General features: G+C 62.6%; 12 protein-coding genes. 2 read left to right on the plus strand and 10 right to left on the minus strand.

Annotated features, from left to right (window positions below):
- Window positions 1-107: 107 nt before the first annotated feature.
- The 6 genes from CGZ66_RS37670 to dusB form a co-directional block, all read right to left on the minus strand.
- Complete coding sequence (locus CGZ66_RS37670) at window positions 108-971, minus strand: D-amino-acid transaminase (protein ID WP_095091614.1); 864 nt, start codon at window positions 969-971, stop codon at window positions 108-110.
- A gap of 101 nt (window positions 972-1,072) precedes the next feature.
- A complete protein-coding gene (gene ntrX, locus CGZ66_RS37675; protein ID WP_095091615.1) occupies window positions 1,073-2,434 on the minus strand; it encodes a nitrogen assimilation response regulator NtrX in 1,362 nt (453 codons plus the stop codon).
- Complete coding sequence (locus tag CGZ66_RS37680; protein ID WP_167392399.1) at window positions 2,424-4,709, minus strand: sensor histidine kinase NtrY-like; 2,286 nt, start codon at window positions 4,707-4,709, stop codon at window positions 2,424-2,426. The genes ntrX and CGZ66_RS37680 overlap by 11 nt, the downstream gene beginning before the upstream one ends.
- 129 nt (window positions 4,710-4,838) lie before the next feature.
- Entirely contained in the window at window positions 4,839-6,299 is a 1,461-nt protein-coding gene (ntrC, locus tag CGZ66_RS37685) for a nitrogen regulation protein NR(I) (protein ID WP_095091616.1), read from the minus strand.
- Window positions 6,296-7,438: a two-component system sensor histidine kinase NtrB gene (locus tag CGZ66_RS37690; RefSeq protein WP_095091617.1), complete on the minus strand. Its 1,143-nt coding sequence runs from the start codon at window positions 7,436-7,438 to the stop codon at window positions 6,296-6,298. The genes ntrC and CGZ66_RS37690 overlap by 4 nt, the downstream gene beginning before the upstream one ends.
- Window positions 7,435-8,463, minus strand: coding sequence for a tRNA dihydrouridine synthase DusB (gene dusB, locus CGZ66_RS37695; RefSeq protein ID WP_095091618.1), 1,029 nt, complete (start codon window positions 8,461-8,463; stop codon window positions 7,435-7,437). Before dusB ends, CGZ66_RS37690 begins: the two co-directional genes overlap by 4 nt.
- 232 nt (window positions 8,464-8,695) lie before the next feature.
- Between dusB and CGZ66_RS37700 the strand changes: the two genes are divergently transcribed.
- Window positions 8,696-9,919: a bifunctional 2-C-methyl-D-erythritol 4-phosphate cytidylyltransferase/2-C-methyl-D-erythritol 2,4-cyclodiphosphate synthase gene (locus CGZ66_RS37700; RefSeq protein ID WP_095091619.1), complete on the plus strand. Its 1,224-nt coding sequence runs from the start codon at window positions 8,696-8,698 to the stop codon at window positions 9,917-9,919.
- A complete protein-coding gene (locus CGZ66_RS37705) occupies window positions 9,916-10,404 on the plus strand; it encodes a CinA family protein (protein ID WP_095091620.1) in 489 nt (162 codons plus the stop codon). Before CGZ66_RS37700 ends, CGZ66_RS37705 begins: the two co-directional genes overlap by 4 nt.
- 71 nt (window positions 10,405-10,475) lie before the next feature.
- On the opposite strand, the gene CGZ66_RS37710 is transcribed toward CGZ66_RS37705, so the two are convergent.
- From CGZ66_RS37710 to lpdA, 4 genes are all read right to left on the minus strand, one after another.
- Window positions 10,476-10,934: a type II toxin-antitoxin system RatA family toxin gene (locus CGZ66_RS37710; RefSeq protein WP_095091621.1), complete on the minus strand. Its 459-nt coding sequence runs from the start codon at window positions 10,932-10,934 to the stop codon at window positions 10,476-10,478.
- A 113-nt stretch (window positions 10,935-11,047) separates the two neighbouring features.
- A complete protein-coding gene (gene lipA / locus CGZ66_RS37715) occupies window positions 11,048-12,013 on the minus strand; it encodes a lipoyl synthase (protein WP_095091813.1) in 966 nt (321 codons plus the stop codon).
- A gap of 138 nt (window positions 12,014-12,151) precedes the next feature.
- A complete protein-coding gene (locus CGZ66_RS37720; RefSeq protein WP_095091622.1) occupies window positions 12,152-12,409 on the minus strand; it encodes a GlsB/YeaQ/YmgE family stress response membrane protein in 258 nt (85 codons plus the stop codon).
- Between the two features lie 90 nt (window positions 12,410-12,499).
- Window positions 12,500-13,945: a dihydrolipoyl dehydrogenase gene (gene lpdA, locus CGZ66_RS37725; RefSeq protein ID WP_095091623.1), complete on the minus strand. Its 1,446-nt coding sequence runs from the start codon at window positions 13,943-13,945 to the stop codon at window positions 12,500-12,502.
- Between the last annotated feature and the right edge of the window lie 15 nt (window positions 13,946-13,960).

A 13,960-nucleotide genomic window follows, 5' to 3' on the forward strand; every position in this document is an offset into this window, starting at 1 on the left:
CAATGCGCCAAATTAACGGGCACATGTCAAGCGCGCAAACACCCTCTTGTCGTCAGTAACGACAAGCAGAACGAGATAAATTGATGTTCATTCCACCTGTGCGGTTATCAGGCTGGACTTTTTTCCGCAATGTCAAAAAAGGCCTTACGCAAGGAAAGTGTTGCTGAGCCGGGGTGTCCATTGGCAACCGGATCGCCGTCGATGGCCACCACCGGCATGGCAATTGTGGTCGCGGAACTGATGAACGCCTCACGCGCTGCCTTGGCCTCGGCGACGGAAAAACCACGTTCCTCGATCTTCAAGCCAAGGCTGGCCGCCACCTCGAACATGGTCGTGCGGGTGATGCCGCGCAGGATGCCATGCTCGGCCGGCCTGGTGACCAGAACGCCATCCCTGGTGACGATCCAGGCGTTCGACGAGCCGCCTTCCTTGACCATGCCGTCGCTGTCGACGAACCATGCCTCCTGCGCGCCCGCTTCCTTGGCCTTCTGCTTGGCCAGCACGTTGGGCAGCAGTCCGACGCTCTTGATATCGACCCGGTCCCAGCGATTCTCCGGCACGCTGATGACCGCAATGCCGGTTTCAGCCCGCTTTGCTCCGGCGGCAGGATCGGCTTTCCTGGCTGTGACCACCAGGGACGGCCTGGTGTCCGCCGACGGGAAGACAAAGTCGCGGCTGGCAACGCCACGCGTGACCTGGACATAGACCAGGCCATTGGCGACATGATTGCGGTTGACCACCTCGCGCAGGATGAGCGGCAAGACACCGCGCGTGACCGGCCAGGCAATCGACAGTTCGGTCAGCGAGCGGTTCAAACGGGCCAGATGGCGCGGCATGTCGACGATGAAGCCACGCGCCACCTCGCAGACCTCGTAGACACCATCGGCGAACTGATAGCCGCGGTCCTCGATATGCACGGAAGCGTCCGCGTGAGCGACATAGCGCCCGTTGACATAGGCAATGCGCGGCATTGGCGACCCCTGGATAACTCTCGGGCTTTCTTATGCGATTCCGCCGCTGCCGTAACCGGCAAATGGTTGGCCCAAGCGCGGCCGATCGGACGTCGCGGCGGTCAGACGCCCAGCGACTTCAGCTTGCGGTGCAAAGCGGAGCGCTCCATGCCGATGAACTCGGCGGTTTTCGAGATGTTGCCGCCAAAGCGGTTGATCTGGGCGATCAGATAGTCCTTCTCGAACTGTTCGCGCGCCTCGCGCAGCGGCAGCGCCATGATGTGCTGGTCGGATTGATTCGGCGTGCGCGGCATGACATCGCCGATCTCGGACGGCAACAGGTCGGCGGTGATCGGTGCATCGACGTCATCGCCGCGCGCCAGGATCATCAGGCGCTCGACATTGTTGCGCAGCTGGCGGACGTTGCCCGGCCAGTTGTGCGCCTGCAGCACGGCAAGCGCGTCATCGCCGATGCGGCGCGGCTTGATGCCGGCCTGGCGCGCGATCTGCTTCATGAAATTGTCGACGAGGTAGGGAATGTCCTCGCGCCGCTCGGCCAGTCCCGGCACCATGACCGGAACCACCGCCAGGCGATGATAAAGATCCTCGCGGAAACGCCCGTCGGCAATCATCGCTTCGAGGTTCTGCGAAGTCGAGGAAATGATGCGAACGTCGACCTTGACCCGCTTGGTGCCGCCTACCCGCTCGAACTGCTGCTCGACCAGCACGCGCAGGATCTTGTTCTGCGTCTCGCGCGGCATGTCGGCCACTTCGTCGATGTAGAGGATGCCGCGATGCGCCTCCTCGAGCGCGCCGACCTTGCGTTCGACACCGTTCGATTCGGTGCCGAACAGCTCGATCTCCATGCGCTCGGGCGTGATGTTGGCGGCGCTCAGCGTCACGAACGGCGCGCCCTTGCGTGCCGACAGCGTGTGGATGGCGCGCGCGGCCAGTTCCTTGCCCGAGCCTGAGGGGCCGATGATCATGACGCGGCTGTTGGTCGGCGCGACTCGCTCGATCGTCTGGCGCAGTTGGCTCATCGCCGACGACATGCCGATCAGATCGAAGGTTTCGCCGCTGCGCAGCTTGAGGTCGGAAACCTCGCGCCGCAATTTCGAGGTTTCGAGCGCACGCTCGGCAATGAGGATCAGCCTGTCGGCCTTGAACGGCTTTTCGATGAAGTCATAGGCGCCGCGACGAATGGCGGAGACTGCCGTTTCGATGTTGCCGTGACCGGAGATCATCACCACCGGCAAGGTCGGGTGCATCGTCTTGATCTCGTCGAGCAGCGCCAAGCCGTCCAGACGCGAGCCCTGCAGCCAGATGTCGAGGAAAATCAGCCGCGGCGCCCGGTCGGCGATCGCCGCCAATGCGCTGTCGGCATCGAATGCCGTGCGGGTTTCGTGACCTTCGTCGCTCAGGATGCCTGCGACGAGCTCACGGATGTCTTCCTCGTCATCGACGATGAGAATATCAGACGCCATTACCGACCTTTTCAGTTTCTCGTTCGTTTTCCGACCTGCTTTCGCCGCGCGGAGGCGCGACCGCCACAGGCGGCAAGATGATGCTGATCATCGCGCCGCGCCCGCCGTGGAAATCCGCGGGCGCATCATGAAGTTCCAGCCTGCCACCATGGTCCTCCACGATCTTCTTGACGATAGCGAGACCGAGCCCGGTGCCCTTCTCGCGTGTGGTCATATAGGGCTCGAGCAGCCGTTGGCGATTCTCGCGCGGCAAACCTTTGCCATTGTCGATGACGTCGATGCGAATCGCGCCATTCTGGCGGCCGGCTTGAATCCGGATTATGCCGTGCGAACCATCCTTCTGTTCCAGCCCATCGATCGCTTCGGCGGCGTTCTTGATCACATTGCCGAAAGCCTGCGCCATCAGCCGGCTGTCGAACGTGCCCTTGAGCGGCTCGCTGCCGAATACCCGCTCGAAGGTGATGTCGGCGCGGCTGACCTCGACCAGGAACGAGGCCTCGCGCAGCGATTCGCGCAGGTCGATGGCCTTCATTTCGGGCTTCGGCATGCGGGCGAACGCCGAGAACTCGTCGACCATGCGGCCGATGTCCTCGACCTGCCGGATGATGGTGTCGGTGCATTGGTCGAAAACCTCGCGGTCCTCGGTTATGACCTTGCCGTAGCGGCGCTTGATGCGCTCGGCCGACAGCTGGATCGGCGTCAGCGGGTTCTTGATCTCGTGCGCGATGCGCCGCGCCACGTCGGCCCAGGCGGAGGAGCGCTGCGCCTGAACCAGATCGGTGATGTCGTCGACCGTCACGACATAGGATTTTTCCTCCGCGCCGTCGTCGCCGGCCTCGATGGTGATCTGCACGTTGAAGGTCCGCTCGGCACCGGCGCGATAGAAAGTGACCTGTTCGCGGTAGACCGGCTTGCCGGACTTGCGGCCGATCTCGAAGACGCGGCCGACATGCGGCAGCACGGCGGAGAGGTTCTGTCCAAGTGCCGCGTTGGCGGATATGGCCAGCATCGCCTCAGCCGAGCGGTTGACGATGGTGACGATGCCATAGGGGTCGACGCCGATGACGCCGGCGGTGACACCGGCAAGCACCGCTTCGGAGAAACGGCGCCGTTCGTCGATCAGGTCCTTGGCGGACAGGATCTCGTTGCGCTGTGATTTCAGTTCGAGAAGCATCTTGTTGAACGTGTCGCCGAGCGAGGCGACATCGCCGTCCGATGGCCTGACGGGAACCGCGACGTCGAGATTGCCGGTCGCCACCTCGTCGGCGGCACCGATAAGCTGGCGAATCGGCCGCACCAGGCGATCGGCAACGGCAATGCCGGTCCAGATCGCGGACAGGATGATGATCAGCGTCAGCGACAGATAGGGCAGCGCGAAGGCCACCTGCGACGTGCGCCTGTTATCTTCCAGCCCGCGATATTCGTCGGTGTTGGATCTGACGATCTGCCGCGCCTTGATCACTTCGGGATCGACGAGGCGAATGGTGTAGAGATAGAGCCCATCGATCTCGCGCAGCTTGACGATGGCGCCCATGATGTTGCGCGTTTTCGGCTCGATCAGCACCGGCTTGCCGTCGGAGGCACTGGCCACGGCGCCTTCCGGCGGCTCGGGCATGGCGAAATCTGTGTCGGTCTTGGCGCTCATGACGAACGAGCCGTCGGGTTTGATCAGCGCTGCATGGGCCAGCGACCGGCCCACGGCTTCCTTGTTCATCAGGTCGAGAAAGCCAGTCCGATCAAGGCCATAGAGCGTCCTCGACGCGTCGAGATCATAGGCCATCGACAGCGTCGTGCCCTGGAGGTTGCGGGCGTTTTCCTGGACATAGGCATCGGCGATCGACAATGACGAATTGACGATCGTCTTGGTACGGATTTCGAACCAGCGGTCGAGACCGATGTCGAGCGTGATCGAGGCGATGATCGCCACCATGATGGCGGGAATTGCGGCGACCAGGGCAAACATGGCGACGATGCGCACGTGCAGCCGCGAGGCCGCCTTGCCGTGCCGACGAGCCATCAGGATGCGGTGTACTTCGCGTCCGACCAGCGCCATGAGGAACAGGACGAATATGGCATTGAGGGCGATCAATGCGAGCGTCGTCGACTCGTTGGGCGTAATCGGCGTGGCGCCGACGAGGATGGTGAACGAGATCGCCGCGGTCACCAGCGCGCCGCCGACCGCGACCACACCGGGCAGCGCAAGCAGCCTGCGCCCGTCGCGTGCGCCGGGTTCGCTGAAAAGCGGTTGGTTGAGTGTCGGTGCCTGCGGAGCCATGTCGCCGTCTAGAGCCATCATTGCGTCGGATGTATGCAACGCATTGTGGCGATTATGCAACAAGTGTGACCGAGACGGAAATCTTTCGCGAGATGGTCCCCTGAAAAGAGCCCGGGCTCGGATCAGGGCTCAGGGCTGTCGCGATGATTTGTAGACGTTGACGCCGAGGTCGCGAATCTTCTTGCGCAGCGTGTTGCGGTTCAAGCCCAGCAGTTCGGCGGCCTTGATCTGGTTGCCGCGGGTTGCCGTCATCGAGGCCAGGACCAGCGGATACTCGACCTCGGACAGAATGCGCTGATAGAGACCGGCAGGCGGCAAATCGCCGGCAAACGAGGCGAAATAACGCTGCAGGAAATGCTCGACCGCCTGGCCGATCGACAGGTCGTCGGGAATGAGGTTGCCGCCGCCCGGCACCACCGGGCGCTCGCCGGTCTTGAGTTCCGCCTCGATGATCTCGGCCGAGATCTCGTCCTGCGAATAGAGCGCGGCGAGCCTGCGGACGAGGTTTTCCAGTTCGCGCACATTGCCCGGCCAGGGGTAGCGCTTCATCAGTTCGATGCCGCCCGACGAAATGCGCTTGGTCTGCAGGCCTTCCATCTCGCCGAGCTTGAAAAAGTGCCGCACGAGGTCGGGCACGTCCTCGGAGCGCTCGCGCAGCGCCGGTAGCCTGAGCGGCACGACGTTGAGGCGATAGAAAAGATCCTCGCGGAAAAGCCCCTGGTTGATCAGCGTGCGCAGATCCTTGTTGGTAGCGGCGACGATGCGCACGTCGGTCTTGATCGGCGTGCGTCCGCCGACGGTCGTGTACTCGCCCTGCTGCAGGACGCGCAGCAGGCGCGTCTGCGCCTCCATCGGCATGTCGCCGATCTCGTCGAGGAACAGTGTGCCGCCCTCGGCCTGCTCGAAGCGACCGGTGGAGCGGTTCTGCGCTCCGGTGAAGGCGCCCTTCTCGTGCCCGAACAGTTCCGATTCGATCAGGTCGCGCGGGATCGCCGCCATGTTGATGGCGACGAACGGGCCGCCACGACGGCGGCCATACTCATGCAGCGCACGCGCCACCAGCTCCTTGCCGGTGCCGGATTCGCCCGAGATCATCACCGTCAGGTCGGTCTGCATCATGCGCGCCAGCATGCGGTAGATGTCCTGCATGGCCGCCGAGCGGCCGACCAGTGGCATCGCGTCAGGTTGCTCTTCCGGCCGCGCATCGATCTTCGGCCGCCGCGGCTCGGAAAGCGCCCGGTTGACGATGTTGAGCAGTTCGGTCAGGTCGAATGGCTTCGGCAGATATTCATAAGCGCCGGTTTCGGATGCACGGATCGCCGTCATGAAGGTGTTCTGGGCGCTCATGACGATAACGGGCAGCTCCGGCCGCGCCTTCTTGATGCGCGGCAGCATGTCGAAGGCGTTCTCGTCCGGCATCACCACATCGGTGATGACCAGATCGCCCTCGCCCGCCGCCACCCAGCGCCACAATGTCGAAGCGTTGGAAGTGACGCGCACCTCGTGACCGACGCGCGAAAGCGCCTGGTTGAGGACGGTGCGGATCGCCGCATCGTCGTCGGCGACGAGAATATTGCCGCGAACGGTCATTTGCGGTCTCCTTCACCGTCATCATCGGCGCCGTATGGCACTTCTTTCCAGGCCGGCATCAGGATGCGGAATGTGGTCCCGCGCGGCGTCGATTCGCATTCGATGATGCCACCATGCTCGCCGACGATCTTGGCTACCAGCGCCAGCCCCAGCCCCGAGCCGTTCGGCTTGGTGGTGATGAAGGGATCGAACAGGATCGGCAGGATATCTTCCGAGACGCCGGAGCCATTGTCGCGCACGCAGAATTCCAGCGGCAGCGATACGCGATCCTGCGTGCCCGGAACGGAAACACGGATGCCTGGCCGGAAGGCGGTCGACAGCACGATCTCGCCCTGCGGGTCACTGCCGATCGCCTCGGCGGCGTTCTTGACCAGGTTGAGGAACACCTGGATGATCTGGTCGCGGTTGGCAAACACCGGAGGCAACGAAGGATCATAATCCTCCATTATCTTGATTCTCTTGGCAAAACCGTTCTTGGCAATCGCCTTCACATGGTCGAGAACGACGTGGATGTTGACGGGGTAGCGATCGATCGGCCGCTCGTCGGAAAACACCTCCATGCGGTCGACCAGCGACACGATGCGGTCAGTCTCGTCGGTAATCAGCCGCGTCAGCGCGCGGTCCTCGTCGGAAGCCGACAGTTCGAGCAGCTGGGCAGCACCGCGGATGCCGGAGAGCGGGTTCTTGATCTCATGGGCAAGCATCGCCGCCAGACCGGTCACCGAGCGCGCAGCGCCGCGGTGCGTCATCTGCCGGTCGATCTTGTCGGCCATCGACCGTTCCTGGAACATCACCACGACCGAGCCCGGAAATTCCGACACCGGCGCGACATAGAGATCGACGACCTTCTCGATGCCGAGGCGCGGCGACGATACGTCGACCCGGTACTCGTTGACCGGAGCCCGGCGCTCGCGCACCTGATCGACCAGCGTCAGCAAAGGGCTGCCGAAAGGAATGAGTTTCGACAGCGTGTTGCGCGCCAGCATCGTCGCGCTGGAGCGAAAGAAGTCTTCCGCGTCGGCATTGGCGAAGGTGATGAACCCTGCCTCGCTGATCATGATCACAGGGCGGCGGATGGTGTTGAGCACGATCTGGGCGGCATCCGCCATTTCAACACTCTGGCCAGCGGCGGCGATCATGCGGCGCTCCGCAGGTTCGACGGTTGCGCATCGTGCGAAAACACATCGCGCAGCATGGCGATGACGCGCGCGGGCTCGAATGCGGTCAGTATGGCCTTTCGGCTGTCGTCAGCCATGCCGCCGGCATGACTGTCGAGATACCAGCCAAGATGCTTGCGCGCCTGGCGCAGGCCACTTTCGACGCCATAGAGCGCCAGCATGTCCTCATAGTGGGCCACGACATAGTCGGCCAGCGCCATCCGGTTCTGCGGCACCTTGGCTGCTGCCTCGCCCGTCGCGGCCGCCGCGATGCTGCCAGCGATCCACGGCGCACCGTAATGCGCGCGGCCGATCATCACAGCATCGGCACCGGATTGATCGAGAATGGCAGCCGCTTCCGCTGGCGAAGAAACATCGCCATTGGCGACGACCGGGATCGACACGGCTTCCTTGACGCGGGCGATGGCGCGCCAGTCGGCCTTGCCCTGATAGAACTGGCAGCGCGTGCGGCCGTGCACCGTCACCATCCTGACACCGGCCTGTTCGGCGCGGCGCGCCAGCATCGGGGCGTTGAGTGCGCCTTCGTCCCAGCCCAACCGCATCTTGACCGTGACCGGCACCTTGACCGCGCCGACCACGGCGTCGATCAGCGACAGCGCGTGGTCGAGATCCAGCATCAATGCCGAACCGGCATAGCCACCGGTGACCTTCTTGGCCGGGCAGCCCATGTTGATGTCGATGATGTCGGCGCCCTCGCCAGCGGCGATCCGCGCGCCTTCCGCCATGTGCGCCGCCTCGCGGCCGGCAAGCTGCACCATGTGAACCGGCAGGCCGGAATGACGAATGCGCAGGTCGCAACCGGCCCTGCCCTTGGCAAGCTCGCCGCTGGCCACCATTTCGGATACGACAAGACCCGCGCCATGGACATGGGCGCGCTGCCGGAACGGCTCATCGGTGATGCCCGACATCGGCGCCAGGAACACGCGATTGCGAATTTGCACGCCGCCGACGTCGAGTGGCGCGGCCAATTTGGTCACATCAGGCATGCACAAAAACCAAGCATATTAGTTCGCTGCACATTCTCTAGCCAGAACCGGCGCAATGTGCAACGCGGAATGACGCCACATTAAGGCGCAATTGGGAAAAATGCTGGCCTTCTGAATTGGCGCAAGACGCCCCTTGGAAGGCGCAAAGGACGCCTTCGAAGTTCATATTTGGCGCACGATCTTTTCCGAAAACCGATTACACTTTTCGGGATCGTGCGCTAAGCCAATCTGCATGACTGACGCAAGTGAAAATTCGAATGACGATGGCAAGGTCGCCGTGGTGATCGTCGCCGCCGGCCGCGGCGCTCGCGCCGGGCAGGCCAACGGACCCAAGCAGTATCAAAGCATTGGCGGCCACGCCGTCATCGCCCACACGATTGAGATTTTCCTGGCCCACCCGCGGACCAGCGAAGTTGTTGTCGCCATTCATGCCGACGACAACGAGCTGTTCCAGCAGGCAGCAGGCGCCAACGCCGGGCGGGTCATCGCCATCATGGGCGGGGCGACTAGGCAGGCTTCGGTGCGGCTCGGACTGCTCGCACTGAGAGGCCACGCGCCGGGCCGGGTTCTGATCCACGACGCCGTCCGCCCGTTTGTCGATGCGGAGTTGATTGACCGCACAATAGACGCCATCGGCGAGCGCGAGGGCGCGCTGCCCGCCCTGCCCGTCGCCGATACGCTGAAGCGCGAGTCGGCCGCCGGCGTCGTGGGAGAAACCGTTTCCCGCAACGGACTTCACGCCGCGCAGACGCCACAGGGCTTTCCGTTCTGGCCCATTCTTGCCGCGCACGAGAAAGCCCATCACCTGGGGAAAATGGACTTCACCGACGACGCCGCGATCGCCGAATGGGCGCATATTCCGGTAAGGATCGTTCCGGGTTCACCGGACAATGTCAAACTCACCTGGGCACGGGATATTGCAATGGCGGACCAGCGGCTTTCCGGCGACCGTGCGCGCTTCCCCGATATCAGAACCGGCAATGGCTACGACGTGCATGCCTTCGAACCTGGCGACCATGTCACCCTGTGCGGCGTCGCTATCCCGCATGACAAGAAACTTTCGGGCCACTCCGACGCCGATGTCGGCCTGCATGCCTTGACCGATGCGCTGCTGGCGACCTGTGGCGCCGGCGACATCGGCACGCATTTCCCGCCGTCCGATCCGCAGTGGAAAGGCGCTGCATCGCGTATCTTCGTCGAACATGCGGCAAAGTTGGTGCGCGAGCGCGGCGGCCGCATCGCCAACGCCGACATCACGCTGATCTGCGAGGCGCCGCGCGTCGGCCCGCATCGCGAGGCGATGACGGCAGCCCTGTCACAGATGCTGGCAATTTCCCCTGATCGCATCTCGATCAAGGCGACAACCAACGAAAAGCTCGGCTTTGTCGGCCGCGAGGAAGGCATAGCGGCCATCGCCACCGCCAGCGTGGTGTTTCCCGGCGAGGTGCCGGAATGACCAACAACGAGCTGGCAAACGCGCTGCTTCAGGCCTGCCAGCAGCGCGGCATCATGCTGGCAACGGCGGAAAGCTGCACCGGCGGCATGATCATCTCCGCGCTCACCGACATTGCCGGCTCGTCCGCCGTGGTCGATCGCGGCTTCATCACCTATTCGAACGAAGCGAAGATGGACATGCTCGGTGTTTCCCCCGCCACGCTTGAGGAGTACGGCGCGGTTTCACGCGAGACGGCAATCGAAATGGCAAAGGGCGCGCTCGACCGTTCGCGCGCCAAGCTGACGCTCGCGGTCACCGGCATTGCCGGCCCCGGCGGCGGCTCGGCGCAAAAGCCTGTCGGCCTGGTCTGGTTCGGCGTCGGCCTGGACGGCCAGGCCGTGACCGCAGAGCGCCAACTGTTTGCCGACAATAGTCGCGATTTTATCCGCCGTGAAACAGTTGGGCATGCGCTGGAACTGGGACTGCGTGCGCTTGGCCAGCGTTAAAGCGCGACGCGCTTAAAGTCTTTGTATTTATGCCTGTCGTTGTTTCGCTGCGCACTTTTGGGCGACATGCATCAGGCCGACGATGCAACACCGTAAATGACGTCGGCGCGCTTCTCGAAAGCCTCGGCGAACATGCGGAAGGCGCGATCGAACATGGTGCCCATCACCGCGCCCAGAATGCGGCTCTTGAATTCATAATCGATGAAGAAGCGGACAATACAGCCGCCGCCATCGGGTTCGAAGCGCCAGACATTGCTTAGATATTTGAACGGGCCATCGATGTATTTCACGTCGATGGTGTTCTCGTCGGGTTTCAGCAGCACCTGCGTGGTGAAGGTTTCGCGGATCGCCTTGTAGCCGATGCTCATGTCGGCGACGAGAACGGTGCGTCCGTCACGCTCCTTGCGCGAGCGCACCGTCAGCGCTTCGCAAAGCGGCAGGAACTGCGGATAGGCCTCGATATCGGCAACCAGTGCGAACATCTGTTGCGGCGTATGGGCAACCCGGCGGGTGGCTTCGAATTTCGGCATGAACCGGCCCTAAAGCGCGTTGCGTTGAAACGGATTCATGCGACGCGCTTTGGATTCCTTGTTTTTATGCATGTCGTTCTCCCAAAACCGAGGTCACTTTTGGGCGACATGCATTAGAGCGATTTCTTGAGAAGCGCTTCCCGCGCCGCACGCAGCCTAGCGAAATCGTCGCCGGCGTGGTGCGACGAGCGCGTCAGCGGGCTCGACGCCACCAGCAGAAAACCCTTGGTCCGGCCGATCGTCTCGAAGGATTTGAATTCCTCCGGGGTGACGAAGCGGATCACCGGATGGTGCTTCTTGGACGGCTGCAGATACTGGCCGATGGTCATGAAGTCGACATTGGCCGAGCGCAGATCATCCATCAATTGCAGGATTTCATTCCGCTCTTCGCCCAGACCCACCATGATGCCGGACTTGGTGAAGATCGACGGGTCGAGTTCCTTGACCCGCTGCAACAGCCGGATTGAATGGAAATAGCGAGCGCCCGGACGAACGGTCAGATAGTTCGACGGCACGGTCTCGAGATTGTGGTTGAAGACGTCGGGCTTGGCCGCCACGACAATCTCCAGCGCGCCTTCCTTGCGCAGGAAATCGGGCGTCAGGATTTCGATCGTCGTCAACGGCGTCGCCGCCCTAATGGCGCGGATGACCTCGGCAAAATGCTGCGCACCGCCATCGGCGAGATCATCGCGGTCGACCGAGGTGATGACGACGTGGGTCAGGCCCATCTGCTTGACCGCGTGCGCGACGCGGGCCGGTTCATCGGGATCGAGTGCGGTCGGGATGCCGGTGGCGACATTGCAGAACGCGCAGGCGCGTGTGCAGATCTCGCCCATGATCATGAAGGTGGCGTGCTTCTTCTCCCAGCACTCGCCGATGTTGGGGCAGCCGGCCTCTTCGCAGACGGTCACCAGCTTGTGCGACTTCACGATCTCGCGGGTCTCGGCATAGCCCCTCGAGACCGGCGCCTTGACGCGGATCCAGTCGGGCTTGCGCAGCACGTCCTGATCGGGCTTGTGCGCCTTTTCCGGGTGCCGCAAGCGCGGTGCGTTGGCAATCGTATCGAGGACAGTGACCATCTGGAAACCTGGTTTGTTCGCGACAGCCAGTCCGGCTTTCGCTGTCATAACGTCATCTAAGACTTTTCAACCCAAAGAAAAAGGCCGCCGCAGTGCATGCCGCGGCAGCCCTTTTCGCATAGCAGCTGTTCAACGATATTAACGGCGCACCAGGCGTCCGACCCAGATCAGCAGGCAGGCGCCGATAAAGCCGGTGATCAGATAGGCGGTCCAGCCGATGCCGAAGACACCGACGTTGAGCGCCTGCAGGATGGCGTTCAGCACGATCGCACCGACGATGCCCAGAACAATATTCATGAAGATCCCGGTGTTGCTCTTCATGACCATTTCGGCGAGCCAGCCTGCCAGGCCGCCGATAATGATTGCTGCTATCCAACCGACGCCATTCAAGTGCATATGCCCTCTCCTTGTGTGATGGGTGAAAATGCATCCGCAAACGAACATCCTTGCCGCCGGGTTCCATCGACTACCCGCGGGCCTGATTTATCACGCGTTCAGCGCGCGGCCATAGGCGTCGAGCACGCTTTCCTTCATCATCTCCGAGAGCGTCGGATGCGGGAAGATGGTGTGCATCAGCTCTTCCTCGGTCGTCTCCAGGTTCATCGCCACGACAAAGCCTTGGATCAGTTCGGTCACCTCGGCGCCGACCAAATGCGCGCCGAGCAGCTGACCTGTCTTCTTGTCGAAGATGGTCTTCACGAAGCCCTGGTCCTCGCCAAGCGCAATGGCCTTGCCGTTGGCGGCGAACTGGAACCTTCCGACCCGGATATCCCAGCCTTCGGCCTTGGCCTTGGCCTCCGTCAGGCCGACGGAGGCGACCTGCGGATTGCAGTAGGTGCAGCCCGGAATCTTGAGCTTGTCGGTGGCATGCACGCCGGGAAAGTTGGCAATCTTTTCGACGCACACTACGCCCTCGTGCTCTGCCTTGTGGGCAAGCATCGGCGGGCCGGCGACATCGCCGATGGCATAAATGCCGGGCACATTGGTTTTGCCGTAGCCGTCGATGACAATACAGCCCCGGTCAGTCTTCACGCCCAGCGCCTCAAGCCCGAGGTTTTCGATGTTGCCCTGCACGCCGACGGCCGAGATCATGCGGTCGGCGGTGATCTTCTCGACTTTGCCGTCCTTCATCTCGACATGCGCGGTGACCGAATTCGCGCCCTTCTCGACCTTGGTTACCTTGGCCTCGAGAATGATCTTCATGCCTTGCTTCTCGAACTGCTTTTGCGCGAATTTCGAGACTTCGGCGTCCTCGACCGGCATCACCGCAGGCAGGAGTTCGACAACCGTCACTTCGGCGCCCATGGTGCGGTAGAAGGAGGCGAATTCGATGCCGATGGCGCCTGAACCCATGACCAGCAGCGATTTCGGCATCTCCTTCGGCACCATGGCTTCGAAGTAGGTCCAGATCAGCTTGCCATCCGGCTCGATGCCGGGCAGCGCGCGCGGCCGGGCGCCGGTCGCCAGAATGATGTGCTTGGCGGTGTAGGTGCCCTCACCCTTGACGCCTTTCGGCACCGGCGGCTGCGGCTCCATCGGCGTCTTGGCCGTCTTGGACACGACGATCTCACCCGGCTTCGAGAGCTTGGCTTCGCCCCAGATCACGTCGACCTTGTTCTTCTTCATCAGGAAGGCAACGCCGCCATTGAGTCGCAGCGAGACTTTTCGCGAACGGTCGACCACGGCAGAAGTGTCGACGCTGACCTTGCCGTCGAGCTTCAGCCCGTAATCCTTCAGGTGATCCGAATAGTGCATGATCTCGGCCGAGCGCAGCAGCGCCTTGGTCGGGATGCAACCCCAGTTGAGGCAGATGCCGCCGAGATGCTCGCGCTCGACGATCGCCGTCTTAAAGCCAAGCTGGGCGGAACGCACCGCCGTGACATAGCCGCCCGGGCCGGAGCCGATGATGATGACGTCGTAGTTCTCAGCCACGATTTTCTCCTTGAT

Origin of the sequence: Mesorhizobium sophorae, assembly GCF_002270415.1 — a bacterium.
Classification (GTDB): domain Bacteria; phylum Pseudomonadota; class Alphaproteobacteria; order Rhizobiales; family Rhizobiaceae; genus Mesorhizobium; species Mesorhizobium sophorae.

Excerpts from the sequence above, each read along its gene's own strand:
- CGZ66_RS37690 (WP_095091617.1), bottom strand. The coding sequence starts at position 7,438 with ATGATCGCCGCCGCTGGCCAGAGTGTTGAAATGGCGGATGCCGCCCAG.
- CGZ66_RS37680 (WP_167392399.1), bottom strand. The coding sequence starts at position 4,709 with ATGGCTCCGCAGGCACCGACACTCAACCAACCGCTTTTCAGCGAACCC.
- ntrC (WP_095091616.1), bottom strand. The coding sequence starts at position 6,299 with ATGACCGTTCGCGGCAATATTCTCGTCGCCGACGACGATGCGGCGATC.
- CGZ66_RS37710 (WP_095091621.1), bottom strand. The coding sequence starts at position 10,934 with ATGCCGAAATTCGAAGCCACCCGCCGGGTTGCCCATACGCCGCAACAG.
- CGZ66_RS37720 (WP_095091622.1), bottom strand. The coding sequence starts at position 12,409 with ATGCACTTGAATGGCGTCGGTTGGATAGCAGCAATCATTATCGGCGGC.
- lipA (WP_095091813.1), bottom strand. The coding sequence starts at position 12,013 with ATGGTCACTGTCCTCGATACGATTGCCAACGCACCGCGCTTGCGGCAC.
- dusB (WP_095091618.1), bottom strand. The coding sequence starts at position 8,463 with ATGCCTGATGTGACCAAATTGGCCGCGCCACTCGACGTCGGCGGCGTG.
- CGZ66_RS37670 (WP_095091614.1), bottom strand. The coding sequence starts at position 971 with ATGCCGCGCATTGCCTATGTCAACGGGCGCTATGTCGCTCACGCGGAC.
- CGZ66_RS37700 (WP_095091619.1), top strand. The coding sequence starts at position 8,696 with ATGACTGACGCAAGTGAAAATTCGAATGACGATGGCAAGGTCGCCGTG.
- ntrX (WP_095091615.1), bottom strand. The coding sequence starts at position 2,434 with ATGGCGTCTGATATTCTCATCGTCGATGACGAGGAAGACATCCGTGAG.
- CGZ66_RS37705 (WP_095091620.1), top strand. The coding sequence starts at position 9,916 with ATGACCAACAACGAGCTGGCAAACGCGCTGCTTCAGGCCTGCCAGCAG.